Origin of the sequence: Glaciihabitans sp. INWT7 (genome assembly GCF_014217685.1) — a bacterium.
Taxonomy (GTDB): domain Bacteria; phylum Actinomycetota; class Actinomycetes; order Actinomycetales; family Microbacteriaceae; genus Lacisediminihabitans.
The window spans coordinates 83,906-107,001 of record NZ_CP043653.1 but is presented as its reverse complement, the minus strand read 5'-3'; the positions used below and the strand labels follow the sequence as shown (position 1 = coordinate 107,001).

Genomic DNA, 23,096 nt, shown 5'->3' with positions numbered 1-23,096 from the left:
CCACACTGCCCCATGTATCAATCAGTTGATACAGCCCAGTTCGGGGGTGCCTTTCGGATCTCCTCCGTGGTCGAACCCGCGCGGGCCCTCGTAGGATCGGCTTCATGGCCGATCCTTCTGCAGCCCTCCCTTCGAGCACCCGCTGCCCCACCCGTTGCAGCGCCGGCGAATGAGCAGCACGACGAGCATGCAAGACGTCGTCATCGTCGGCGGTGGCCACAACGGACTCGTCGCTGCGGCCTATCTCGCCCAGTCGGGGCGTTCGGTAACAGTTCTCGAGAAACTCGGTCAGCTGGGAGGCGCCGCCGTCTCGGCGCAGGCCTTCGAGGGGATCGACGCGCGGCTTTCTCGCTACTCCTACCTCGTCAGCCTGTTGCCATCTTCCGTCATCCGGGATCTCGGACTGGACATCCGGCTCGAGCGGCGTCGCTACAGCTCTTACACCCCACTTCCCGGCACCGACCGTGGACTGCTCGTGGACAACGGCGATGCCGCGGCCACACGCCGCTCGTTCGAGTCGCTCGGAGCCGACTTCGACGCCTGGCAGGCCTTCTACGGCCGAACCGGCGCGCTGGCCCGAGCCGTGTTCCCCACCCTGACCGAGCCCCTGCTTCGCCGCTCCGAACTGCGACGCCTAGTGGATGACACGCACTGGATCGACTTCATCGAGCGCCCCATCGGCGAGGTCATCGAGCGCAGCTTCGACGACGACCTCGTGCGCGGAGTCGTGCTGACGGATGCGCTCATCGGCACCTTCGCTCCCGCGCACGACGAGACCCTCGCCGCCAACCGCTGCTTCCTCTACCACGTGATCGGTGGCGGAACCGGGGACTGGGACGTTCCGGTCGGCGGCATGGGAGCGGTCACCAGCGCCCTGGCCGGTGCGGCCCGCGCAGCCGGTGCGACCATGATCACCGGCGCCGAAGTGCTCACGATCACCCCGGATGGCGCCGTGCGCTATCGCCATGGCGATGACGAGCACCTCGTGAACGCCGGCACCGTGCTCTCGAACGTCGCCCCGAGCGTGCTCTCCCGCCTGCTCGGCGAGCCCGGCGAGCCGGTGGAGGGCGCCCAGGTGAAGGTCAACCTGTTGCTGCGCCGACTGCCCCGCCTCCGTGACGCGTCGATCTATCCGGCCGCGGCATTCGGCGGCACCTTCCACATCAACGAGGGCTACGACCAGCTCGACCGCGCGTTCCGGTCGGCGGCGGGCGGCGACATCCCGAGCCCGCTTCCGGCGGAGATCTACTGCCATTCACTCACCGATCCGAGCATCCTCTCCCCGGAGCTGTCCGCCTCCGGTGCGCAGACTCTCACCGTCTTCGGGCTCCACACCCCGCATCGACTCGTCACCCCCGGATCGAACGGGAGCGTGCGTGCCGCTCTCGAACGCGCCGTGATCGACTCCCTCGACAGCGTGCTCGCGGAGCCTATCGAATCGCTGCTGCTCAGGGATGCCGCGGGCCGCCCCTGCATCGAGACGAAGACCACCCACGACCTCGAGGCCGCCCTCGGCCTCCCCGGGGGCAACATCTTCCACGCCCCGCTGTCCTGGCCTTTCGCCGAGGACTCGGCTGATCTCGGCACCGCGGCCGAACGCTGGGGAGTCGCTACCGCACACGAGAGAATCCTGCTGTGCGGGGCCGGCGCCCAGCGCGGAGGCGGCGTGAGCGGACTCGGCGGACACAATGCCGCGATGGCCGTGCTCGACGGGCACTAGCCCGGCCTTTGCCTCCCGCAACCTGGGCGGTTAAACTCGTGCGAAGCGGCGTGCTGAGAATGCCGCGGGATCTAGGAGCTTCGCCATGGCAACCTTCGACCAATTTGCGAACCAGGGCGGTGCCGCCGCGGGCGACGAGTCAGAGGCGGCTGCGGCCCAGGCCGAGGCCGACGCGCTTCTGCGCCAGAGCGCGGATGCCGCCCGCGCCGCCGACTTCGGCGGAGGTCCGCTCGGCGCCCATCCCGAGCAGACTGCACAGCCCGACACGGCAGACCAGCCCGATGTGCTCGAGGAGCCCGACACCGTCTGACCCGAACTGCTGCTCTGAGCGACAAGACGGCCCGGCTGGGCTGCTAATCCCATTCGCTCGGCGCGGCGACGCGCGCGGCCGGCAGCGCGACATCGGTGGCCCAGCGCGCCATCCACTCCGGCAGCGGATGGCCGGTGATATCGATACCAGCCACCTCGGCGACCTCCGCCGTCGTCGCGGTGCCGCCGGACTTCTTCACGAACCGGCCGCGCGTGGTCGCGCGCGCATAGATCTCCCCCGCGACGACCATTCGCTGCTCGACATAGACCGCCTTCGCGTCGTAACCGACAATGCGGGTTTCAAGTGTGAAGCGCTGCCACGGCATCAGGGAACGCCGAAAACTGATCGTCTCATCCGCCATCACCGGAAAGAATCCGGCACCCAACAACCGGGACCAGACGCCCGAGCGTTGCAGGAGATCCATGCGCCCGAGATCCATGATCGACAGGTACACGCCGTTGTTCATGTGGCCGAGCACGTCGAGATCGGTGGGGAGCACGCGAAAGGCCAGGCGGCCGACCTCGTGCGGGTCGAGACGCGGGCCGTTACGGCGCAACCAGACGAGGAAGGTCCGAAAGATGAGGTGCACGGAACAACGCTAATGGCGACGGTGGTCCTGGATGGTCATCCGTGGTCCGAAGCGCGGTTTCGCGAAGCCGCTCGCCTCGATGAGCCGCATCACCCGCTGTCGATGGCCGGCCCACGGGGCGAGGAGCTCGAGCATCCCGTCGTCGTCGACGGGTTCGCCGATCAGAGCCCAGCCGACCACCGCAGGCAGGTGGTAATCCCCGACGCTCACCGAGTCGGCGTCGCCGTGCGCGCGCTGCGTCGTCTCCGCCGCCGTCCAGATGCCCACCCCCGGCACGCTGCGCAGCCGCTTCGCGACCTCGGCACCGCCCCGGCCGAGGGCGAGGGTGCGCTCGAGCCCGCCGGCGACGGATGCCGCCGCGATCGCCGTGCGGGAGCGCTGGGGGTCGACCCCCGCTGTGTGCCACTCCCAGGAGGGGATCATGCGCCACGCGTAGGCAGAGGGGAAGACGCGCATGCCACTCGGCGACGGCCCGGGGGCACTCTCCCCGTGGGCGCGCACGAGCGTCGACCAGGCGCGGCGGGCCTCCTTGCCGGTGACCTTCTGCTCGAAGATCGCCGCGATCATCATCTCCAGTACGAGACCGGTACGCAGCAGCCGAAGGCCGGGGTTGCGCCGGTGCGAATCGTGGAGAAACGAGTTCTGCGACACATCGAAGTCTCCCGCATCGTCGCCGGCACCGAGCAGCTCCGGCACCGCGTCGATAGCCCACTCCGCGCCATCCCCCCACGCCGTGGCATTGACGGTGCCGTGGTCACGGGAGAGGTGGAGGGTCGCCGGGCCGAGCGGCGTCGGCAGCGTGCGCCAGACGCCCGAAGCATCCCATTGCATCGTCGGGTCGGCCGTTCCGCGACTGAGCGGTCGCAGCGTCTGGGCGAGGTCGAGCGGATGCGGCGGGCTGTAGCTGCTGCGAAGCGGCGCCTGTTCCATGCCCTCGAGAATACGGGGCACCACCGAGAGCCGGCCGCCGCAGAAATTAGACTCGGTCGGTGGCCGTTCCCAAGATCCTGCTGTTCTATGTCTTCACCCCGCTCGCCGACCCCGACGCGATCCGGCTCTGGCAGCGCGACCTCTGCCGATCCCTCGGGCTTGGCGGGCGCATCATCGTCTCGGGGCACGGCATCAACGCCACGGTCGGCGGGGAACTGAGCGACGTCAAGACGTACCTCCGCACCACACGCGAGTACCCCGCCTTCAAGGACATCGACGTGAAATGGAGCGAGGGTGCCGGAAACGACTTCCCCGGCCTCAGCGTGCGCGTGCGCGACGAGCTCGTGAGCTTCGGCGCCCCGGGAGAGTTGCGGGTCGACAAGACAGGTGTGATCGGTGGCGGCACCAGGCTCAGCCCCCAACAGCTGCACGAACTCGTCGCCCGCGAGGAGGTCGTCTTCTTCGACGGACGCAACTCCTTCGAGGCGCAGATCGGCAGGTTCGAGGATGCCGTGGTGCCGCAGGTGAGCAACACCCGCGAGTTCGTGGCCGAGCTCGACAGCGGCGCCTACGACCACCTCAAAGACAGGCCTATCGTGACCTATTGCACCGGCGGCATCCGTTGCGAAGTGCTCAGTTCGCTCATGATCAGCCGCGGCTTCGAGAACGTGTTCCAGCTCGACGGCGGCATCGCGAAATACGGCGAGGCCTACGGTGACTCCGGCCTCTGGAAGGGCTCGCTCTACGTCTTCGACAATCGCATGTCGATGGACTTCAGCGCCGTGGCGGCGGTGATCGGCCGCTGCTACCGGTGCGGCGCAGCAACGAAGCACATGCAGAACTGCTCCGATCCCGCCTGCCGGGTGCAGTTGGTGGTGTGCGAGCGGCACGCCCCGGAGACGGCGTGCGCCGAGCATCCGCTGACCGTCGCTAGCTAAGCCCTCTTTTCGCGGGTACCGTGCGCCGCATGACCGCTAATCAGGAAGAAATCGCTACAGTCGCCGAGCTCATCAAGGCCTCGCGCATCGCCCTGCTCACCACCATCAACAATCATGGGCAGCTGACGAGCCGTCCGCTCGCCGTCCAGGAGGTCGAGTTCGATGGCGACCTCTGGTTCTTCAGCCAGGACCCCTCCGACAAGACCACAGAGATCGCCGCGAACGCCCAGGTTAACGTCTCGCTCGAATCCGGCAAGGGCTACGTCTCGATCGCCGGCACGGCCGAGATCGTGCACGATGCCGCCAAGGTCGACGAGCTGTGGAGCAAGCGGGTCGAGGCCTGGTTCCCCGAGGGAAAAGAAGATCCCAGCATCGCGCTCATCAAGGTGCACGCGGATTCGGCGGAGTACTGGTCCACCGATGACCCGAAGCCCGTCATCTTCTTCAAGGTCGCGAAGGCCGCAGTCACGGGTGGCCAGCCCGACATCGGGGAGAACAAGACCGTCGACCTGTAACAGGCGCACGAAGCACGAAGAACGGCCCCGTCTGGTGACGGGGCCGTTCTCGATGTGACGACTAGCGAGACGGGCAGGTGACGGCGACTCCGTCGATCTGCTGTACGCCACCGCCGAGCTCCGCGCACTGGTTGAGGAGGGCGACGGCGGCGCCCGCCACCGCGACGATGAGGACGACGGTGAGAATCAGGAAGACGATCGACAGGATGAGGCCGGCAAGCGCCAGCCCGTTCTTCTGGCCGGCTTTGCGGGAGCGCACCAAGCCGATCGCACTCACGATGATGCCGGCGGGGCTCACGAAGAAGGCGAGGATGAAGCCGACGATACCGAGCGTGCGACCGGGGTTGACCGTGGCCTGAGGGGAGGGCTGCGAGTAGGCCGGCGCCGCCGGAGTGGATGAGGCGTAGGCATCCGGTGCTGCGGGCGGGGGAGGCGTCACCGGAGGCTGCCCGTCAGACGGATGGGGATTCGGAACCCCGTTGAGTTCAGACATGATGCTCCTTGGTTGTGGGCGCGCATCCCCCCGTGGTCTGCGCTTTCCTCGACTCTAGCGAGCGCCTCAGGCACGGGAGTGAACGGCGGGCGGCCAACCTACGGAATGATGGGCTCATGAGCATTGGAATCCTCACCAGCGGCGGAGACTGCCCCGGGCTGAACGCGGTCATCCGCGGCGCCGTTCTCAAGGGCACACAGATCTACAAACAGGAGTTCGTCGGCTTTCGCGACGGCTGGCGCGGAGTCGTCGAAGGCGACATCATCCCCCTGGAGCGCAAAGACATCCAGGGCATCGGCAAGCAGGGGGGAACCATCCTTGGAACCTCCCGCACCAATCCGTTCGAAGAGAACGGCGGCGCGGAGGTCGTGCGCGCCAATATGGAGCGACTCGGAGTCGACTCCCTGATCGCGATCGGCGGCGAGGGGACGCTCGCGGCCGCCAAGCGTCTGACGGATGCCGGCATCAAGATCGTCGGCGTGCCGAAGACCGTCGACAACGACCTCTCCGCGACGGACTACACCTTCGGCTTCGATACCGCCGTGCAGATCGCGACGGATGCCATGGACCGACTGCGCACCACCGGCGACTCCCACGGACGGTGCATGGTCGCCGAGGTGATGGGACGGCACGTCGGCTGGATCGCGCTGCACTCCGGCATGGCGGCCGGAGCCCACGCCATCCTCATCCCCGAGCAGAAGACGTCGATGGACCAGATCGTGGCGTGGGTTCAGTCCGTGGTGGACCGCGGGCGGGCACCTCTGGTCGTCGTCGCCGAGGGCTTCCACCTCGACACGATGGATGACGCCCACTCCGAGCGAGGACTGGACGCGTTCGGGCGTCCCCGCCTCGGCGGCATCGGGGAGCTCATCGCCCCGGAGATCGAGGCGCGGGTGGGCATCGAGACGCGCGCGACCACGCTCGGCCACATCCAGCGCGGCGGCACGCCGACCGCCTACGACCGCGTGCTCGCGACGCGATACGGCATGGCTGCCGTCGACTCCGTGATCCATGCCCGCTGGGGTCGCATGGTCTCGCTGAGCGGCACCTCCATCACCCACGTCGCCTTCGAGGATGCCCTCGGCAAGCTCAACACCGTGCCGCAGTCCCGCTACGACGAGGCCGCGATCCTGTTCGGCTGATCCGGCGTCCGCCCCGATCGCGCATCTGGCACACTGGCACACATGAACACTGTGCTCCTCGTCATCGGCGCGATCTTCGTGTCCATCGCCGCCCTCCTGCACGTGTACATCTTCACTCTGGAGAGCGTGAACTGGACGAAGCCCGCCACCTGGAAGATCTTCGGCATCCGCAGTCAGGCGGATGCCGAAACCATCAAGCCGATGGCCTTCAACCAGGGGTTCTACAACCTCTTCCTCGCGGTGGAGGCCGGGCTCGGAGTCGCCATGCTCGCCGTCTCCCTGCCCGTGGCGATCACACTGATGGTCGTCGGCGCCGGCAGCATGGTGCTCGCGGCGCTTGTGCTGCTGCTGTCGTCCAAGACGACACGCCGATCGGCCCTCATCCAGGGCGTCCCGCCGTTTCTCGGATTGCTCTTCGTGCTGGTGTCCGCCCTTCTCGGCTGAGGGGGCGCTGGTCACCCGCGAGTCTCCCGCGTCTCCTGCCTGTCGAGCAGGCTGCCCATCGAGAGCGCCGCCGCGCACGGCCCACTCGACCCCGAAAGCACCTCGCAGACGGCCGCTCGACCGTCGAAAGAGCCTACGCGGGCACCGCCGCAGCCGCCGCTTTCGCGGCCGCCGGCAGCGCCTCGAGGATGCGCGACACCGCCGCCTCGTCGTGTGCGGCCGTGACGAACCAAGCCTCGAAGACCGAGGGCGGAAGGGACACCCCCGCATCGAGCATCGCGTGGAAGAACGGCGGATAGCGGAAGGACTGCTGCGCTCGCACCTCGTCGTAGTTGCGCGGCTTTGTGGAAGCGAACGCGAACGAGAACAGGTTGCCCGCGCGCTGCACGGAGTGCTCGACACCCTCGGCGCCGAGGGCGGTCGATACGGCGGAGGCGAGCTGGTCGGCGACGGCGTCCAGGCGGGCATAGACCGAGGCATCCGCCGCTCGGAGCGTGGCGATTCCGGCGGCCACCGCCACCGGATTGCCGCTGAGAGTGCCGGCCTGATAGACCGGACCGAGTGGCGCGAGGAAGTCCATCACGTCGGCCCTGCCGCCGAGCGCGGCGAGAGGCATTCCGCCCCCGATGACCTTGCCGAAGGTGAAGAGATCAGGGATCCACCCCGCGCCGTCGGGCACGACTCGCGCGGCCTCGAGGCCCCACCAGCCGGCCGGGCCCACCCGGAATCCGGTGAGCACCTCGTCGAAGATGACGAGAGCACCGTTCTCCCGAGCAATGGCTGCGAGCTCGCGGTTGAATCCGCGATCCGGCGGCACGACCCCCATGTTGGCGGATGCCGCCTCCACGATCACCGCGGCGATCTTGCTGCCCTGCACGGCGAAGAGCGCGCGTACCGCATCGAGGTCGTTGTACGGCAGCACGATCGTCTGAGCGGCGGTCGCGGCGGTGACCCCGGCCGAGCCGGGCATGGTGAGAGTCGCGAGACCGGATCCAGCCTCCGCGAGAAGGGCGTCGGAGTGCCCGTGGTAGTGGCCGGCGAACTTGACCAGAAGCTCGCGCCCGGTGAATCCCCGAGCGAGGCGGATGGCCGTCATGGTCGCCTCTGTGCCGGTCGACACGAGACGGATCTTCTCGATCGCCTTCTGAACCGACCCGGTCGACTGGCCGGAGCTGTTCGTCTCCTCCACCCGCACGCGCTCGCGCACGAGTTCGGCCAGCTCGGTCTCGCCGGGAGTGGATGCCCCGAACGACAGCCCTCGAGCCGCGGCATCCTGCACCGCCTTGATGACGGACGGATGCGCGTGGCCGAGAATTGCCGGCCCCCACGAGCTGACGAGGTCCACATATTCGCGCCCGTCGGCATCGGTGATGTATGCGCCCCTCGCCGACACCATGAACCGGGGAGTTCCGCCGACCGAGCCGTAAGCCCGCACCGGCGAATTCACCCCACCGGGGATGGAGAGCTTCGCCCGGGTGAAGTAGGTCTCGTTCGCGCCCATCAGAAGCACAGTCCCATCAGAAATACAGTCCCATCAGAAAACACAGTTGCATCAGCGCAGCCACCCCGCCAGTTCGACGGCCCAGTAGCTGAGGATCGCGTCCGCCCCGGCACGTTTGATGCTCACGACCGACTCCTCGACCGCGCGGCGGCGATCGATCCAGCCGTTGGCCGCCGCGGCCTCGATCATCGCGTACTCGCCGGAGACCTGGTAGGCCCAGACGGGAACCGGGCTCACGGCAGCGGCGTCGGCCAGCACGTCGAGGAAGCTCATGGCGGGCTTCACCATCACGATGTCGGCGCCCTCTTCGACGTCGAGCAGCACCTCTCGGAGGCCTTCGCGGCGGTTGCCGGCATCGAGTTGGTAGGTGCGCCGGTCGCCAACGAGCGACGAGTCGACGGCCTCCCGGAACGGGCCGTAGAACGCCGAGGCGTATTTGGCGGCATAACCGAGGATGGCGGTGCCGGCGAAGCTGTTGCTGTCCAGGGCGTCGCGAACTGCGGCGACCTGGCCATCCATCATGCCGCTGAGCCCCAGCAGCTGCGATCCGGCAGCGGCCTGCGCGACGCCCATATCCCGGTACCGCAACAGGGAGGCATCGTTGTCGACGCTGCCGTCCGCGGCGAGAACCCCGCAGTGGCCGTGGTCGGTGAACTCGTCGAGGCAGAGGTCTGTCTGCACCACGACGGCGTCGCCGACCTCGGCGGCGACGGCACGGGTCGCGAGGTTGAGGATTCCGTCGTCCGCGGTCGCGCCGGAGCCGATGGCATCCTTGTGCTCGGGAATGCCGAACAGCATCACACCCCCGACTCCCGCCTCGGCGGCTTCGACCGCCGCGCGCCGCAGCGAGTCGAGAGAGTGGTTGACCACACCGGGCATCGAGGAGATCGGCACCGGCTCACGGATGCCCTCGCGCACGAACATGGGCAGCACCAGCTCCGCCGGATGAATCCGGGTCTCCGCGACCAGCCGGCGCATCGCCGGCGTCGCCCGCAATCGCCGGGGACGGATGCTCGGGCCGGTCACGACGCGGCTCCCTGGTCGTCACCGTGATCGGAGCCATGGGCGATCACATATTCCGCGAGACCCTCGACGAGGGAACTGGCGGAGCGGAATTCCGCGATCACGTGCACGGTGAGCCCGGCAGCACGGGCATCGAATGCCGTGCGCGGGCCGATGGCCGCCACCACCGTGTCTTCTGGCAGAGGTGCGAGCTGGGCCTGCACCTGGCGGGCGACGCTGCCGGAGGTGATGAGCACGGCGCGAATGCGACCGGATGCGACATCCGCGGCCACATGCTCCGACACCGGCACCCCGACGGTGCGGTAGGCAGAGACGTACTCGACCTCGAGACCCAGGGTGGCGAGGCCGGCGACGAGGGTCGGTTCGGCGATGTCCGACTGCGGGATGAGCACCCGCCCGACGATGTCGGAGGCCGGCCACTCCTTCACGAGCCCCCTGGCGGAGTTGTCACTCTCCGGCACGAAGTCGACCTGATAGCCGGCGAGGGTGAGTGCGGCGCCTGTCGTCTCGCCGACGGCCGCGATGCGAGTTGTCGGCGGGATCGTCACCTGCTGGCTGATCAGCACATCCACGGTCGTGGCGCTGGTGATGACCAACCAGTCGAAACGACCCTGCTCGAGGCGCTTGAGCGCATCGGAGAGCTCCATCGCGTTCTCGGCGCTGGCGAAGTTGATCATGGGCGCGATCACCGGCACGGCACCGTAGGTGCGCAGGTTGGCGGCGACGCCGTCACCCCAGTTGCCGCCGCGCGGCACGAGCACGCGCCATCCGGAGAGGGGCTTGAGGCTGCGGTAGGGGTTCACGTGAGGGATCCGATCGGAGCGATGTCGGCGGCGCCGAGGGCGAGGAGCTCGTCGGCGACCCGGTCCCCGAGCTCCGCCGGAAGGAGGGCGCGCTCGGCCGGGTTGCCCTCGAGCACCAGCGCGTGCGAACTGGTGACCGAACTCGTGCCATCGGGTGCGTACACCGTGGCGGTGAGGAAGAGTATTTCGCCGTCGACGACGCCCGCGGCCCCGATCGGCGCGGCGCAGCCGGCCTCAAGCCGGGCGAGGACCGCGCGCTCTGCCAGCACGGCGAGACGGGTGGACGGATGATCGATGGCCTTCAACATTGCCGCAAAGGTACTCGAATAGCTCTCGCGCACCTCGATCGCCAGGGCCCCCTGGCCGGGCGCCGTCGCCCACTTGCCGAGCTCGAAGTACTCCGAGACCGCGTCGAGCCGACCGATGCGCCCGAGACCGGCGGCGGCGAGCACCACCGCATCGAGCTCGCCCTCGGCTACTTTGCGCAGGCGCGTGTCTACATTGCCGCGGATGTCGACGACCTCCACGTCGGGGCGCCAGCCCCGCAGCTGCGCGGCGCGGCGCGGCGAACCGGTGCCGACTCGCGCCCCGGGCGCCAGGGCCTCGAGAGTGAGGTCGTCGCGCGCGCAGAGAGCGTCCCGGGCATCCGCCCGCTTCGGGATGGCGCCGATGCGCAACCCCGGGTAGGCCTCGGTGGGCAGGTCCTTGAGCGAGTGCACGACGAGGTCGCAGGTCTCGGCGAGGAGCGCTTCGCGCAACGCGCTCGCAAAGACACCGGTGCCGCCGAGGGTCGCGAGCGACGCCGTCGAGTGGTCTCCTTCGGTGGCGATCGGCACGATCTCCACCTCGAGACCGGATGCCTTTGCCACGGCGGCTCCGACCACACCGGTCTGGGCAAGGGCCAGAGCGCTTCCGCGGGTGCCGATGCGCAGCGTGCCGCCGGATCCACTCACGGAGTCTGCCCCGCGAGGGCGGGCTTGAATCCGAGGCGCACATTCTCGCAGCAGCCCGACCGGCACACGTCGTACCAGGGACCGAGTGCGGTGAGGGAGGGTCGCTCCGCCGCCGGCACACCGTCGCGGCGCTCGAGCACGAGGTCGATGAGCCCGGAGACGTAAGCCGCGTGGATACCCGGCGTCGGCACACGGATGGCGAGCACGCCGAGCTCGTTCGAGGTCTCCATCGCCTCGGTGTCGAGATCCCACTTCACTTCCATGTGGTCGCTCACGAACCCGAGGGGCACGATCACGACCGCGCGGATTCCGGCCGCCGCGAGATCACGGATGGCATCGTTGATGTCGGGCTCGAGCCAGGGTTGGGTGGGGGGTCCACTGCGCGACTGGAACACGAGGCTCCACTCCACCGCCGAATGAGCGACTCGCTCTGCGGTCGCAGCGGGAACTGCCGCTTCAGGGCCGTTCCCGTCCTGGGCCGCGATCACGACCTCCGCGACCGCCCGGTGCTGCGCCTCATAGGCGCCGCCTTCGCCGAACCCGCGGAACGAGGGGCCGCTCTTCGCGGCATCCGTCGACGGAATCGAATGGGTGGAGAACAGCACATGGGTCTCGCTGAGCGGGATGCCGGCTGCTGCGACTTCGGCGAGACCGGTGCGCAACCCATCGATGAAGGGTGTGACGAACCCGGGGTGGTCGAAGAACTGGCGAACCTTGTCGATCTGGATCACGCCGTCGAGACCGGTGTCGGTGAGTGCAGCCGCGTAGTCCTCGCGGTACTGGCGGCAGCTGGAATACGAGCTGTAGGCGCTCGTGCCGATGGCGATGAGCTTCGTGAAGCCTCGCTCGTTCGCCTCGGCGACCGCATCGCGGATGAACGGGGCCCAGTTGCGATTGCCCCACAGCACCGGGAGGTCGATACCGCGGCGCTCGAGTTCCGCCTCGAGTGCGGCCTTGAGCTCGCGGTTCTGTTGGTTGATCGGGCTGATGCCGTCGAACGCGCGATAGTGGTGCGCAACTTCTTCGAGACGTTCATCGGGGATGCCCCGACCGCGGGTCACGTTGCGCAGGAACGGGATCACGTCGTCCTGGCCTTCCGGACCGCCGAAGCTCGCGAGCAAAATGGCGTCATAGGCGGTCGGTTCGGTCACGTGCTTCGGGCCGTGCTTCGCCGCATCCGTGGCTCCTCGAACGAGCTCACCGGCCAGCTCACCATTGGTGATGCTCATCGCAGCACCTCTGCGATCTCGGAGACGGCGATGCGACGTCCCGTGTAGAACGGCACCTCTTCGCGCACGTGGCGCCGCGCCTCGGTCTGGCGGAGGTGACGCATCAGATCGACGAGGTCGACGAGCTGAGGCGCTTCGAGCGCCAGGATCCACTCGTAGTCGCCGAGGGCGAAGGATGCCACGGTGTTGGCGAGCACCTGCGGGTAGGCGCCGCCCTTGCGTCCGTGGTCGGCCAGCATCCCGCGGCGTTCCTCCTCTGGCAGGATGTACCACTCGTAGGAGCGCACGAAGGGGTAGACCGTGAGCCAGGCTTCCGGCTCCTTGTCCCGCATGAACGCGGGCCGGTGGCTGGCCGAGAACTCGGCGTCGACGTGCACGCCCATCGCGTTCCAGGTGGGAAGCAGGGTGCGCAGCAAGGTGCTGCGACGAAGTTCGCGCAGCGCCCACTGCAGGGTCTCGGGTGTGCCACCGTGGAGCCAGATCATCAAATCGGCGTCGGCGCGGAGACTCGAGACGTCGTAGAACCCACGCACGGTGACTCCTGCTGCTTCCACCTCGGCGACCGCGCTGGACACGGACGCGACGTCGTCACCGGCCGGCGCCCCGCCGTCCCGGCGGAAGACCGCCCAGAGGGTGTAGCCCGTCGTGGTGTGGTCTTCGGTGGTCGCAGGCTCGCCGAGGGGATGCCCGTTCGGGGTCGGGGTGGTGCTCATGCCGTCTATCCTCCCCCGCATCGCTGCGAGAACAAAAAGCGGCCGTGCGCCTGTGCGGGAGAGTGCTCGCTACAGGTCGTAGCGAATCGACGTCGTAAGAAGTATCTAGTCGTTGCCGAAGATCGCCCAGGCCACGATGCCGCCGATGACGACCACGGCTGCGGTCGCTCCGATGATCCACGGTACGGGGTTCTCCTCGTACGAGGACTGCGCTTTAGCTGTCAGTTTGCCGACCTGCTTCGGCACATTGAGTCTGTCTTCGATCGCGTCGAGGGTCTCTTCGAGCTCGGAGCGGTTGGTCCTGATACGGGTCTCGATCGACTCGATCGGTGAGGTGTCAGTCATCGGTTCTCCCGCTTTCCCAGCCCTTTGAGGGTGTTGACGTCTTTCTTCACGCTCTTGATCGTCTCGGTGGGTGCGGGCGGCACGCCCTGTTTAACCTGGCGCAACCCGACGAGCACGAGAATCACCACGATCACCAGCAGGATGGCGGCGACGATGAGCGCCGCGAGCCAGCCCGGCACGATGGTGGCGAAGGCCAGGATCGCCGCAGCGATGAGCACGGCGAAGAGGAAGAACGCGACGAATCCGGCGCCGGCGAAGAGGCCGACGCCGATGCCCGCGTGCTTCAGTTTCGCGATCAACTCGCTCTTGAACTGCTCGATCTCGTTCTTCACCTGTCCGATGACGAGCCTGGGAAGGTCCGCGATCAGGGCGAAGAGCGACTTTCGCGACGTGGTGTCGTCGTTCACTATCGAACTACTTTCCGCTGGCGGATGCCGGTTTGGCCGCCGCCGCCGAGCGTGACGCCGGGGACTTCGACGATCCGGACTTGCCAATCTGCGACACGACCTTCTTGGCACCGTCGCTGAGGAAGTCGACGACCTCCGGGGCCTTGTCCTTGGCGAAATCTTTGGCCCGTCCTTCGACGTTCTTCACCTGGCGCTGCACCCGCGGGTCTCCCCACAGCTTGCTGGTGGCCTGTTTGATGTCTTCGTAGCGACCGCGTCCGGCTTTGGCGCCGAGCACATAGCCGGCGGCCAGTCCGACGACGAGCAGAATTTTGCCTCGCATGATTTGCTCCGTCCTGTGCGTGCCCGAATGGGCATATGTCTGGGGGTCAGTTCCACAGTAGCCCCCGGAGGCTAGTGCACTACCTCTTCCAGCAAACGTCCAGACTCGTGCCGAGCGTGAGCGACAACAGCGGCGAGGCCGGTGCCGGCTGCACCCTCGCCCACCACCGTCACCCCGTCGATCGCCTCGGCACCGTGCGCCGGAGCGTTCCAGTCGACCCGGGCGAAGGCCACCACGGATGCCTCGTCTATGCCCACCCCGAGCAGAGCACCCGCATCTCGCAGAGCGCATTCGCGCAACTGGGCGTCGCTTGCCGATCCCGCTGCCGCCCCGTCATACGATAGCCGAAGCACGTGACGGTGGGGCGGAACGCGTGCGGCGAGCCAGTCCCACTTGGCGGTCGCATGGGTCAGCGCTTTGGCCCGCAACCGCGAGTCTGCGGGGTCACGGGCCACCAGCATGCCTGTGCCGCGCGGGGCGGCGTCCAGCTCCGGGGCGTCCACGACGAGGGTGGCGAGCACGATCGCCGGCGCCTCCCCCGAGGCGAGGGGGGTCGCGAGCACCACGATGTCTGCCTCGAGGATGCCGCCCGCGGCCAGTGTCACCGTCGATGCGTCGACCGCGGCAACCGGGGAGTCGAGTCGAATCGAGACGCCGAATCGTTCGAGATCCCTCGTCAGCACCTCGACCAGGCCGAACATGCCCCCCACCAACCCCGACACCGCGGTGCCGGCCGGTGCGGCACTCCGCAGTGAGCGCACGGCGTGCGAGAGCGAGCCGGTGGCGAGCATCGCCATGCGCAGTCCCGGGGCAACGACGTCGATGTCCAACTCGTCGGGATGCCGGGAATGGATGCCGAGCGTCACCGGCGCGACCAACCGTTCGAGTACGCGGCGTCCCATCCGTCGGCGCACCAGCCGCCCGAGATTCTTCTCCTTCGAGCCGGCGAAGCCGAACATGAGCTCGTCGAGCTGGGCGCGAAAGGCGCCCCAGAAGCCGACGACGGCGATCACGTCGGCGGCGAGCGCGGTTCCCGGGATGCCGAGGATGCCGGTCTTGGGCAGGGGAAACGCCTTCCCCTGTGCGGTCTGCAGCCACGCGCCCTGCGGATTCGGTGGGGTGACGGCCGCCTCGAGGCCGAGCTGACGGGCCAGCCCGGCGACGGTATCTCGGCGGGTCGCGAAACTCTCGGCACCGGCATCCAGCTCGATTCCGGCCACGGTGTGCCGGGCGATCTTGCCGCCGAGGTGGTCTGATGCCTCCAGCAGCGTCACATCGAGACCGCCGAGCACCAGCTCGCGAGCCATCACCAGGCCGGCGATTCCGCCACCGACGATGATCGCGCTAGGCATCGACGACGACGGGCGAGTGGGCGAGCCGCACGATGCGGCTGAGAACGTCGGGGTCCGTCTCCGGTGGCACGCCATGCCCGAGGTTCAGCACGTGGGCGCTGGCGGCCCTCCCCCGCTCGATCACGTCGAGCACGTGGGCCTCGAGCACCGGCCACGGCGCGGCGAGGAGAGCGGGATTGATGTTGCCTTGCAGGGGCACCGCAGCACCGAGACGAGCGGATGCCGTATCGAGCGGCAGCCGATCGTCGACACCCATCACATCCACGCCGATCGCGTGCATCGACCGGAGCAATTCGCCGGTGCCCACCCCGAAGTGCACGACCGGCACGCCGAGGTCTGCGACATGCGCGATCGCCTGCCGGGAGAACGGCGCGACGCGGCCCTCGTAGTCGGCGACGGAGAGCGAGCCGACCCAGGAGTCGAACAGCTGCACCGCGCTCGCGCCGGCGAGCACCTGCGCGCGGAGGAAGGCCCCGGTGACATCCGCCGCCCAGCGCAGCAGGGCATCCCAGGTCGCGGGCTCCGCGTGCATGAGGGTGCGGGCGCGCAGGTGGTCTTTCGAGGGCCCACCTTCGACCAGATAGGCGGCGAGCGTGAACGGGGCGCCGGCGAATCCGATCAACGGGGTGTGGCCCAGCTCCGCGACCGTGCGCGCGACCCCTTCGGTGATGGGGGCGAGGGCATCCGGTTCGAGGGGGCGGAGTGCCGCGATGTCCGCCGCGGTGCGGAGAGGGGCCCCGAGCACCGGCCCGCGACCAGGCACGATGTCGACATCCACACCGGCGAGCTTGAGCGGCACGACGATGTCGCTGAAGAAGATGCCGGCATCCACGCCGTGGCGCCGCACCGGCTGCAGGGTGATCTCGCTCGACAGCTCCGGATCGAGACAGGCATCGAGCATCTTGGTGCCGACTCGAAGGGCGCGGTACTCGGGCAGCGAGCGTCCCGCCTGGCGCATGAACCAGACCGGGGTGGTCTGGGGACGATCCCCGCGGTAGGCCCGGATGAGCGGAGAGTCAGCCGTTCGGCCGTCGATAAGGGGATGGCTGGCTGGGAGGTTCACGAGATTAAGTATGGGCGAGGGGGCTGGGAGTGCCTGACGCCGCTGGACCGTCGCGACCGGACGTAGGCTGGGGAGGTGCTTCTGTGTCTGACCGCCAACCATCGCAACGCGAGCTTCGAGATTCTCGAAAAGCTCTCTGTCGGTGCACCGCAGGCGGCGGGCATCCTGGTCAATGACGGTGATTTCGTCTCCGGAGCGGTCGTGCTCGCCACCTGCAATCGCTTCGAGGCCTACCTCGAAATCGATGAGCCGCTCACCGCCGCAACGGCCGTCGCGGTGGAGAACTCGGTGCAGGTGATCAGTGCCGCCAGTGGCATCGATCCCGCGGCACTGCGCGAGACGGTCGCGGTGCTGAGCGGCGACGACGTGGCGGAACATCTCTTCTCGGTCAGCTCCGGCCTGGAGTCGGTGATCGTCGGCGAAGACGAGATCTCGGGCCAGGTGCGCCGCGCCCTCGAGCAGGCGCGCGCAGCAGGCACCACCTCATCCGCGCTCGAGCGCCTCTTCCAGAAGGCGGCCAACACCTCGCGCGAGGTGAAGAACCAGACCGCCATCGGCGGCGCGGGCCGATCGCTCGTTCGCCTCGGGCTCGAACTCGCCTCCAGTCGCATCGCGGACTGGTCGGCCACCCGGGTGCTGATCGTCGGCACCGGCCAGTATGCCGCCACGACCGTCGCCGCGCTCCGCGACCGTGGGGCGGAGGATGTCACGGTGTACTCCCCGTCCGGCCGCGCAGCGCGCTTCGCCCTGCGGCTCGGGCTCACGGCGAGCATCGACCTCGTCGCCGCCCTTGCCGCGGCAGATGTCGTGATCACCTGCACCACCACCGAAGCACCGGTCGTCTCCGCGGCTCACCTGTCTCCTTCTGGGGGAAACGCGCGTCGCATCGTGATCGACCTCGGGTTGCCGCGCAACGTGCACCCCGATGTTGCGACCGTGGCGGGCATCGAACTGCTCGACCTCGAGACCATCAGCCTGCATGCGCCCCTGGAGGAACTCACCGCGACGACGGATGCCCGCGCCCTCGTCTCGAGCGCGGCCTCCGAGTTCGCCGCGACGACCACCGAGCAACAGCTCACCCCCGCGGTGGTGGCTCTCCGCACCCACGTCTTCGGACTACTGGAGACCGAGATCGCACGGGCGCGCACACGGGGCGACGAGGACGGACGGGTCGAGGCTGCACTGCGCCACCTCACCGGGGTGCTTCTGCACACGCCATCGGTCCGCGCCAGGGAGCTTGCTCGGGCCGGAGAGGCCCAGTCTTTCAGCGACGCCGTCACCGCACTCTTCGGCATCGACGTGTCGGCTGCGACCCCGGTCGAAGAGGCTCGCGGCGACCTTCAGGCCTGAGCCTTCGGCAGTTCGCGCGGCTCGGTGACAGCACGGACAGCCGACCCTGCCGCACGGGCCTCCCCCGTACAAAGAACACGCCCCGCACCGACCAGAGGTCAGTGCGGGGCGTGTGGTCTTAGTCGCTTAGGCCTTCGCCTTGCCCTTGCGACGTGCGCCGAACACCAGTGCCGTTCCGAGCATCAGGAATGCGGAGGCCACCGCGAGGTAGCCGGCTCCCGAGTCGAAGCCGGTGAAGGCCAGCGTGGTGAGGCTCTGCGATTCCAGGTTTCCGCAGCTGGTATTCGGGCGGGTGATGGTCGCCGTGTAGCTGGAAGGACCGTCGATGGTGTCTCCGGGAGGAGCAACCACCGTCACGATGTAGGTTCCCGGCGCGAAGGCCGTGCGAGCGGAGACCAGCTGGGTGGTGCCGACGAAGTAGTTGAGGAAGTCCGTCGGATCGATGGCGATGTAGCCGCTGACCGTTCCGCCCGCCGAGCAGGTCTGACCCACCCAGCTCACGGATGACGGCAGGAACGCGTCGGTCGGCAGGCTGCAGTCCACCGCGTTGTCCTCGACCGTGCGCTGCCACTCGGTGACCCCGGAGAGAATGTAGCCCGGTTCTGCCGCCGCTGTGATCAGGTACTCACCCGGTGCCACGTTCGTCTTCTCTGCGGTCACCGTGATGTCGGCGCCCGTCGGGGTGACCGGGTGGATCGTGTAGACCACTCCCGTGACCGGTGCGACCGTGAGGTAGCCGCTGACCGCTCCGTCGGCGGACACAGCGCAGGTCTGGCCGACCGCCTCTGGACCACCGGGGATCGTCACGCAGTTGTTCTGTGCATCGGTCTTGAAGGCGTGAGACCAAGAGGTTACGGCGTTCGAGCCGAAGCCGTAGCCCTCGCCCGGCGCAGCAGTCACGGTGACGGTGCGCACGCCACTCTTCGACGTGACGTCGGAGGTCGAGTAGGTGAAGTGGTCCTCGCTCGTCAGAGCGGGGATCACCACCTTGTCACCCTCGGTGCCGCAGGTGTCGACGAAGGTCACCGGGGCCGGGTCCACGAGGGGAAGGGTCGGGATCTCGGCGCAGCCGACCGGCGTCTGCACGTAGGTACTTCCGGGGGTGGTCGTCTTCAGACCCATTCCGCTGAGGAATTTCTCCCAGGCGTGGGGGCCATCCAGGGTGGGGGTCGGCACGATGTAGGAGCCGGTGCGCGCGTAGATGTCACCCTGGCCGCAGGTCACTTCGGCGCCATACGCGTAGGTGCCGACCTTGTCGACGAGCAATTTGTTCGTCTTCGAGGAGTCGAGCACCTGTGGCCAGAAGGCCGTCGTCGTGTACTTCCAGCTCGCCGCGGTGATGAAGATGGGGTCACACAGCAGCGTGCTGAAGTACGGCTGAGCCGTGACTGTCACCGACCCACTGTTTGTGGCGGGGTCATAGGTGTACGCCACGGCGGATGCGGGGAGACAGCGGCCGTTTCCCGCGGTCGGGACCGATGTCGAGGTAGGCGTGGGAGTGGGGTACGGGTTCGGCGAAGCCGACGGGCTCGGGGTCGGGCTCGGGCTCGGCGATGCGGAGGGATAGGGCGTGGACGCCTTGGCCGCAGGGGTAACCGATGGCGCCGGGGCCGGGACATCCGTTACCGCCTGGCTTGCTGCCGGCGACGCGTCGGAGGTGACCGGAGGGACAACATCGTCCGCATTGGCGGTGGACACTCCGGTGATGGCAAGGCCGACCGCGATCACGATCGTCGTGATTGCGGCAAGGGTTCTCTTCATGACGTGCTCCTGGGTAGTGGAGATTTACGTCGGCCTTCGGCAGAGAGCATTACAGTGTTGCCTCTGTACGCTTCGGGAGGCGTTGGGGAGGCTGTCATGCAGACGTCGGGGGCGTCAGTTCGGCTGGGTAACCGATGGGTTTCGGGTGGGGGACTGCTGTAATTTAGCGCGGCGTGGATTTCGGGTTCAGACAACCGTGCTTCAGGGAACGTTACACGAACTGTGCCCCGTATGAGTACCACTCGAACGGGGGGTGCTAAAAAACGTACTCCAGCAGATCGAACCCGAAAGTGCGCATCGCCTCGAGCACACGGAGCCGCGCAGCGAGATCGGCACCGCCGAATTGCACAGTGACGGCGTACGCAACGCCGGTTCGGGATCCGCTCAGCAGACCGGCCTCCGACCGCACTCCCACGTCGGTGCCGGTCTTGTTGATCAACTGCAGTCCCGAATCGGGAGTGCGGTGGGAGAGCGGATCGAGCCCGAATGCGCTCGAGACCATCGAGAGGTCCGCGTTGTGGGACAGCCAGCCGAGTACGCGCTTGCTCGTGACCGCGTCGACGACCTGGCCGCGGGCGAGGGCGGAGAACAACCACGAGAGTTCGGCGGCGGATCCGATGGAGAGCTGCGGCGCGTCATCCGGACCGCGATGGTCCCGCACCAGATCGAGCAGAGCGGTGCGCGAGAGCCCGAGTGACTCGCCACGGGCCCGCACGGAGTCGAGACCCACCTGCCGCAGCAGCACGTTCGTCGCGAGGTTGTCGCTGGTGGCTCCGACGAGCAGCGCGAGGTCGGTCACCGGCAGCGCCGGCGCCTGCAATCGCTGCCAGATGCCGGAATCGCCGACGGCATCCCCCGGCGTCTTGTCGAGGATGCCGAAGCCGGCAGCGTCGCGGGCGGTGATGCGGGCCGCGACCTCGATGAGCAAGAGGATCTTTCCGACGCTCGCGGTAGGCATCGCGACCCGATCGTCGATCGACACCAGCGTGACACCGCTGCGCAGGTCGATGACGCTGGCGGAGACCGTCGCCCCGGAGTAGGCCAGTTGGGCGAGCGCGGTGAAGCCGCCGGAGAAGCTCTCGGCTCCGCCGACTCCGCGGTGACGACCGACGCGTGGGGCGCGCAGTCGCTCCCGGCGCTCGTGATCCCGGGTGCCAACTACCAAATGGTCACGCGCTCTTCCGGGTCGAGCCAGAGTTCATCCGATGCGGTGACGTTGAAGGTGTCGTAATAGCCGTCGATGTTGCGCACGATCTGGTTGCACCGGAACTCGTTGGGAGAGTGCGGGTCGATCGAGATGAGTCGGATGACCTCCTCATCGCGACCCTTCTGCTGCCACGCCTGCGCCCAGGAGAGGAAGAACCGTTGCGCGCCGGTCAGCCCGTCGATCACCGGAGGCTGCTCGCCGTCGAGGGAGATCAGGTAGGCCTTCCACGCGATCGACAGACCGCCGAGGTCGCCGATGTTCTCGCCGATGGTGAGAGCGCCATTCACGTGATGGTCGGGTACCTGGCGGGGGGCGAGTTCGTTGTACTGCTCGATCAACGAACCCGTGAGCTTCTCGAACGCCTCGCGGTCGGCTGCGGTCCACCAGTCGGTGAGTCGGCCGTCGCCGTCGTACTTCGAACCCTGGTCGTCGAATCCATGGCCGATCTCATGTCCGATCACCGCTCCGATCGCGCCGTAGTTGGCCGCGGCATCGCGGGTCTCGTCGAAGAATGGATACTGCAGGATGGCCGCGGGAAACACGATCTCGTTGAACCCGGGGTTGTAGTAGGCGTTGATGGTCTGCGGGGTCATGAACCACTCGTCGCGGTCGAGCGGAGTTCCGATCTTGCCGAGCTCTCGCTGGAATTCGAACTCGCTGGTCGCCCGAACATTCGCGATGAGATCGGTGGCGCTGATCTCGAGCGACGAGTAGTCGCGCCACTTCACGGGATAGCCGATCTTCGGCGTGAACTTGTCGAGCTTCTCGATGGCACGCACGCGGGTCGCCGCGGTCATCCAGGCCAGCCCGGTGATGCTCTGGCGATACGCCTCCACAAGGTTGCCGACGAGCACGTCCATCGCGGCCTTCGCTCCCTGGGGGAAGTGACGGTCGACGTAGATGCGGCCGACCGCCTCACCCATCGCGCCCTCCACGAGCGAGACGCCACGCTTCCAGCGGTCGCGGAGTTCGGGGGTGCCGGTGAGAGTGCGCCCGTAGAAGTCGAAGTTCGCCTCCACGAAGTCGTCCGACAGGTAGGCGGCGGACGAGCGGACGACCTGCCAGCGCAGCCAGTCGGTCCAGGACTCGAGGTGCCCGGCATCCAGCAGCGACGCGACTCCCTCGAGGAACGACGGCTGCCGAAGCACCAGCTCATCGAAGACCCCGGCCGGGGCATCAAGTGCATCGAGCCAGCGGTTGAGGTCCGGGCCGTCGGTCGCCTCTGATGCGGTAGTCACGAGCGCCGCCCAGGTGCTGAGGTTGTAGGTCTTCTCGGAGTCGCGGGACTTCACGTTGTCCCAGTGGAACCCGGCGATGGCGGTCTCGAGGTCGAGCACGTGCTCGGCACGTTCGCGCGCGTGCTGCAGCCCGGCGAGGGAGAGCATCTTCTCCAGGTAACCGACATAGGCGGTTCGGATGTCTGCGAACTTCTCCTCGCGGTAGTAGCTCTCGTCGGGGAGGCCGAGCCCGCCCTGTTCGAAGAGCGCGATGTAGCGTTCCGGGTTGCCCGGGTCGTTGTCGATGTAGAGCTGGAAGAAGCCGCTGACTCCCTGCCGTTCGAGGCGTCCCAGGGTCTCGAGGAAGCTCGGGATGTCGCTGATCGCGTCGACGGAGGCGAGATCCTTGGCGAGCGGCGCGGCCCCGAGTTCGTTGATGCGTGCCTCGTCCATGTAGCTCGCGTAGAGGTCGCCGAACTTGCGCTCCTCGGTGCCGACGGCGGAGCCCTGCGCCTCTTCGATGATCTCGCGCACTGCCTTCTCGGCCTCCTCCGCGAGAACGTGGAATGAGCCGTAGCGCGCCTTGTCGGAGGGGATCTCGGTGCGGTCGATCCACTTGCCGTTCACGTGCCGGAACAGGTCGTCCTGCGGACGCACCGCCGGGTCGAGTTCTTCGAGATGGATACCGGAGGGGAGTGGGGAGGCGGCGGTCATGGGCACCAGCTTAAGCCGTGCAATCGGCCACCCGGTGAAGGCGCGGAAAAGTCAT

The 23,096-nt window shown here is 67.8% G+C and carries 24 protein-coding genes; 7 read left to right on the top strand and 17 right to left on the bottom strand.

The features are described 5' to 3' along the window. Positions 1-169 precede the first annotated feature (169 nt). Together F1C58_RS00530 and F1C58_RS00525 are read left to right on the top strand one after the other, a co-directional pair. Positions 170-1,720: an NAD(P)/FAD-dependent oxidoreductase gene (locus F1C58_RS00530; protein WP_185202127.1), complete on the top strand. Its 1,551-nt coding sequence runs from the start codon at positions 170-172 to the stop codon at positions 1,718-1,720. An 85-nt stretch (positions 1,721-1,805) separates the two neighbouring features. Further along, positions 1,806-2,030, top strand: coding sequence for a hypothetical protein (locus F1C58_RS00525; protein WP_185202126.1), 225 nt, complete (start codon positions 1,806-1,808; stop codon positions 2,028-2,030). 43 nt (positions 2,031-2,073) lie between these two features. On the opposite strand, the gene F1C58_RS00520 is transcribed toward F1C58_RS00525, so the two are convergent. Next, on the bottom strand, positions 2,074-2,619 hold the full coding sequence (locus tag F1C58_RS00520) for a thioesterase family protein (RefSeq protein ID WP_185202125.1): 546 nt from the start codon (positions 2,617-2,619) through the stop codon (positions 2,074-2,076). 9 nt (positions 2,620-2,628) lie between these two features. Beyond that, the gene (locus F1C58_RS00515; protein WP_185202124.1) at positions 2,629-3,549 is read right to left on the bottom strand and encodes a DNA-3-methyladenine glycosylase; all 921 of its coding nucleotides are present in this window, start codon (positions 3,547-3,549) and stop codon (positions 2,629-2,631) included. A gap of 59 nt (positions 3,550-3,608) precedes the next feature. Here F1C58_RS00515 and F1C58_RS00510 point away from each other — a divergent pair, with 59 nt between their 5' ends. Together F1C58_RS00510 and F1C58_RS00505 are read left to right on the top strand one after the other, a co-directional pair. Continuing rightward, entirely contained in the window at positions 3,609-4,487 is an 879-nt protein-coding gene (locus F1C58_RS00510) for a rhodanese-related sulfurtransferase (RefSeq protein ID WP_185202123.1), read from the top strand. A gap of 29 nt (positions 4,488-4,516) precedes the next feature. Next, entirely contained in the window at positions 4,517-5,002 is a 486-nt protein-coding gene (locus F1C58_RS00505; protein ID WP_185202122.1) for a pyridoxamine 5'-phosphate oxidase family protein, read from the top strand. 61 nt (positions 5,003-5,063) lie between these two features. On the opposite strand, the gene F1C58_RS00500 is transcribed toward F1C58_RS00505, so the two are convergent. Then, a complete protein-coding gene (locus F1C58_RS00500; RefSeq protein ID WP_185202121.1) occupies positions 5,064-5,495 on the bottom strand; it encodes a DUF4190 domain-containing protein in 432 nt (143 codons plus the stop codon). A gap of 116 nt (positions 5,496-5,611) precedes the next feature. Here F1C58_RS00500 and F1C58_RS00495 point away from each other — a divergent pair, with 116 nt between their 5' ends. Both F1C58_RS00495 and F1C58_RS00490 read left to right on the top strand, forming a co-directional pair. Continuing rightward, positions 5,612-6,637: a 6-phosphofructokinase gene (locus F1C58_RS00495; RefSeq protein ID WP_185202120.1), complete on the top strand. Its 1,026-nt coding sequence runs from the start codon at positions 5,612-5,614 to the stop codon at positions 6,635-6,637. Positions 6,638-6,679: 42 nt separating this feature from the next. Further along, positions 6,680-7,081 carry a DUF1304 domain-containing protein gene (locus F1C58_RS00490; RefSeq protein WP_185202119.1) on the top strand — a complete coding sequence of 134 codons (402 nt, stop codon included), beginning with the start codon at positions 6,680-6,682 and terminating at the stop codon, positions 7,079-7,081. A gap of 133 nt (positions 7,082-7,214) precedes the next feature. Here the strand turns inward: F1C58_RS00490 and hemL are convergent, their stop codons facing one another. The 11 genes from hemL to hemE all read right to left on the bottom strand — a co-directional run bounded on the left by hemL (position 7,215) and on the right by hemE (position 16,792). After that, entirely contained in the window at positions 7,215-8,582 is a 1,368-nt protein-coding gene (gene hemL, locus F1C58_RS00485; RefSeq protein WP_185202118.1) for a glutamate-1-semialdehyde 2,1-aminomutase, read from the bottom strand. Positions 8,583-8,633: 51 nt separating this feature from the next. Next, positions 8,634-9,560, bottom strand: coding sequence for a porphobilinogen synthase (gene hemB / locus F1C58_RS00480; RefSeq protein ID WP_370543722.1), 927 nt, complete (start codon positions 9,558-9,560; stop codon positions 8,634-8,636). Positions 9,561-9,604: 44 nt separating this feature from the next. Continuing rightward, complete coding sequence (locus F1C58_RS00475) at positions 9,605-10,408, bottom strand: uroporphyrinogen-III synthase (RefSeq protein WP_185202116.1); 804 nt, start codon at positions 10,406-10,408, stop codon at positions 9,605-9,607. Next, positions 10,405-11,361: a hydroxymethylbilane synthase gene (gene hemC, locus F1C58_RS00470; RefSeq protein WP_185202115.1), complete on the bottom strand. Its 957-nt coding sequence runs from the start codon at positions 11,359-11,361 to the stop codon at positions 10,405-10,407. The genes F1C58_RS00475 and hemC overlap by 4 nt, the downstream gene beginning before the upstream one ends. After that, a complete protein-coding gene (locus F1C58_RS00465) occupies positions 11,358-12,590 on the bottom strand; it encodes a ferrochelatase (protein ID WP_185202114.1) in 1,233 nt (410 codons plus the stop codon). Before F1C58_RS00465 ends, hemC begins: the two co-directional genes overlap by 4 nt. Further along, positions 12,587-13,303, bottom strand: a complete 717-nt coding sequence (gene hemQ / locus F1C58_RS00460; protein ID WP_255461175.1) for a hydrogen peroxide-dependent heme synthase — start codon at positions 13,301-13,303, stop codon at positions 12,587-12,589. Before hemQ ends, F1C58_RS00465 begins: the two co-directional genes overlap by 4 nt. A 105-nt stretch (positions 13,304-13,408) precedes the next feature. Then, positions 13,409-13,648, bottom strand: a complete 240-nt coding sequence (locus F1C58_RS00455) for a DUF3618 domain-containing protein (protein ID WP_185202112.1) — start codon at positions 13,646-13,648, stop codon at positions 13,409-13,411. Beyond that, positions 13,645-14,055: a phage holin family protein gene (locus F1C58_RS00450; protein WP_255461174.1), complete on the bottom strand. Its 411-nt coding sequence runs from the start codon at positions 14,053-14,055 to the stop codon at positions 13,645-13,647. Before F1C58_RS00450 ends, F1C58_RS00455 begins: the two co-directional genes overlap by 4 nt. A gap of 7 nt (positions 14,056-14,062) precedes the next feature. After that, a complete protein-coding gene (locus F1C58_RS00445) occupies positions 14,063-14,377 on the bottom strand; it encodes a YtxH domain-containing protein (protein WP_185202111.1) in 315 nt (104 codons plus the stop codon). Between the two features lie 71 nt (positions 14,378-14,448). Further along, entirely contained in the window at positions 14,449-15,729 is a 1,281-nt protein-coding gene (locus tag F1C58_RS00440) for an NAD(P)/FAD-dependent oxidoreductase (RefSeq protein WP_185202110.1), read from the bottom strand. Next, on the bottom strand, positions 15,722-16,792 hold the full coding sequence (hemE, locus tag F1C58_RS00435) for a uroporphyrinogen decarboxylase (RefSeq protein ID WP_255461173.1): 1,071 nt from the start codon (positions 16,790-16,792) through the stop codon (positions 15,722-15,724). The genes F1C58_RS00440 and hemE overlap by 8 nt, the downstream gene beginning before the upstream one ends. Positions 16,793-16,867: 75 nt before the next feature. Here hemE and F1C58_RS00430 point away from each other — a divergent pair, with 75 nt between their 5' ends. After that, positions 16,868-18,142: a glutamyl-tRNA reductase gene (locus tag F1C58_RS00430; protein ID WP_185202108.1), complete on the top strand. Its 1,275-nt coding sequence runs from the start codon at positions 16,868-16,870 to the stop codon at positions 18,140-18,142. Between the two features lie 126 nt (positions 18,143-18,268). Here F1C58_RS00430 and F1C58_RS00425 read toward each other — a convergent pair whose 3' ends face one another. The 3 genes from F1C58_RS00425 to F1C58_RS00415 form a co-directional block, all read right to left on the bottom strand. Further along, complete coding sequence (locus F1C58_RS00425; RefSeq protein WP_185202107.1) at positions 18,269-19,903, bottom strand: hypothetical protein; 1,635 nt, start codon at positions 19,901-19,903, stop codon at positions 18,269-18,271. Between the two features lie 256 nt (positions 19,904-20,159). Next, entirely contained in the window at positions 20,160-21,068 is a 909-nt protein-coding gene (locus F1C58_RS00420) for a serine hydrolase (protein WP_185202106.1), read from the bottom strand. Next, the gene (locus F1C58_RS00415) at positions 21,062-23,041 is read right to left on the bottom strand and encodes a M13 family metallopeptidase (protein ID WP_185202105.1); all 1,980 of its coding nucleotides are present in this window, start codon (positions 23,039-23,041) and stop codon (positions 21,062-21,064) included. The genes F1C58_RS00420 and F1C58_RS00415 overlap by 7 nt, the downstream gene beginning before the upstream one ends. Between the last annotated feature and the right edge of the window lie 55 nt (positions 23,042-23,096).

Coding starts and splice junctions, on each gene's coding strand:
- F1C58_RS00530 (WP_185202127.1), top strand. CDS start 170: ATGAGCAGCACGACGAGCATGCAAGACGTCGTCATCGTCGGCGGTGGC.
- F1C58_RS00525 (WP_185202126.1), top strand. CDS start 1,806: ATGGCAACCTTCGACCAATTTGCGAACCAGGGCGGTGCCGCCGCGGGC.
- F1C58_RS00515 (WP_185202124.1), bottom strand. CDS start 3,549: ATGGAACAGGCGCCGCTTCGCAGCAGCTACAGCCCGCCGCATCCGCTC.
- F1C58_RS00505 (WP_185202122.1), top strand. CDS start 4,517: ATGACCGCTAATCAGGAAGAAATCGCTACAGTCGCCGAGCTCATCAAG.
- F1C58_RS00500 (WP_185202121.1), bottom strand. CDS start 5,495: ATGTCTGAACTCAACGGGGTTCCGAATCCCCATCCGTCTGACGGGCAG.
- F1C58_RS00495 (WP_185202120.1), top strand. CDS start 5,612: ATGAGCATTGGAATCCTCACCAGCGGCGGAGACTGCCCCGGGCTGAAC.
- F1C58_RS00490 (WP_185202119.1), top strand. CDS start 6,680: ATGAACACTGTGCTCCTCGTCATCGGCGCGATCTTCGTGTCCATCGCC.
- hemL (WP_185202118.1), bottom strand. CDS start 8,582: ATGGGCGCGAACGAGACCTACTTCACCCGGGCGAAGCTCTCCATCCCC.
- hemB (WP_370543722.1), bottom strand. CDS start 9,560: ATGCGCCGGCTGGTCGCGGAGACCCGGATTCATCCGGCGGAGCTGGTG.
- F1C58_RS00465 (WP_185202114.1), bottom strand. CDS start 12,590: ATGAGCATCACCAATGGTGAGCTGGCCGGTGAGCTCGTTCGAGGAGCC.
- hemQ (WP_255461175.1), bottom strand. CDS start 13,303: ATGAGCACCACCCCGACCCCGAACGGGCATCCCCTCGGCGAGCCTGCG.
- F1C58_RS00455 (WP_185202112.1), bottom strand. CDS start 13,648: ATGACTGACACCTCACCGATCGAGTCGATCGAGACCCGTATCAGGACC.
- F1C58_RS00445 (WP_185202111.1), bottom strand. CDS start 14,377: ATGCGAGGCAAAATTCTGCTCGTCGTCGGACTGGCCGCCGGCTATGTG.
- F1C58_RS00440 (WP_185202110.1), bottom strand. CDS start 15,729: ATGCCTAGCGCGATCATCGTCGGTGGCGGAATCGCCGGCCTGGTGATG.
- F1C58_RS00425 (WP_185202107.1), bottom strand. CDS start 19,903: ATGAAGAGAACCCTTGCCGCAATCACGACGATCGTGATCGCGGTCGGC.
- F1C58_RS00415 (WP_185202105.1), bottom strand. CDS start 23,041: ATGACCGCCGCCTCCCCACTCCCCTCCGGTATCCATCTCGAAGAACTC.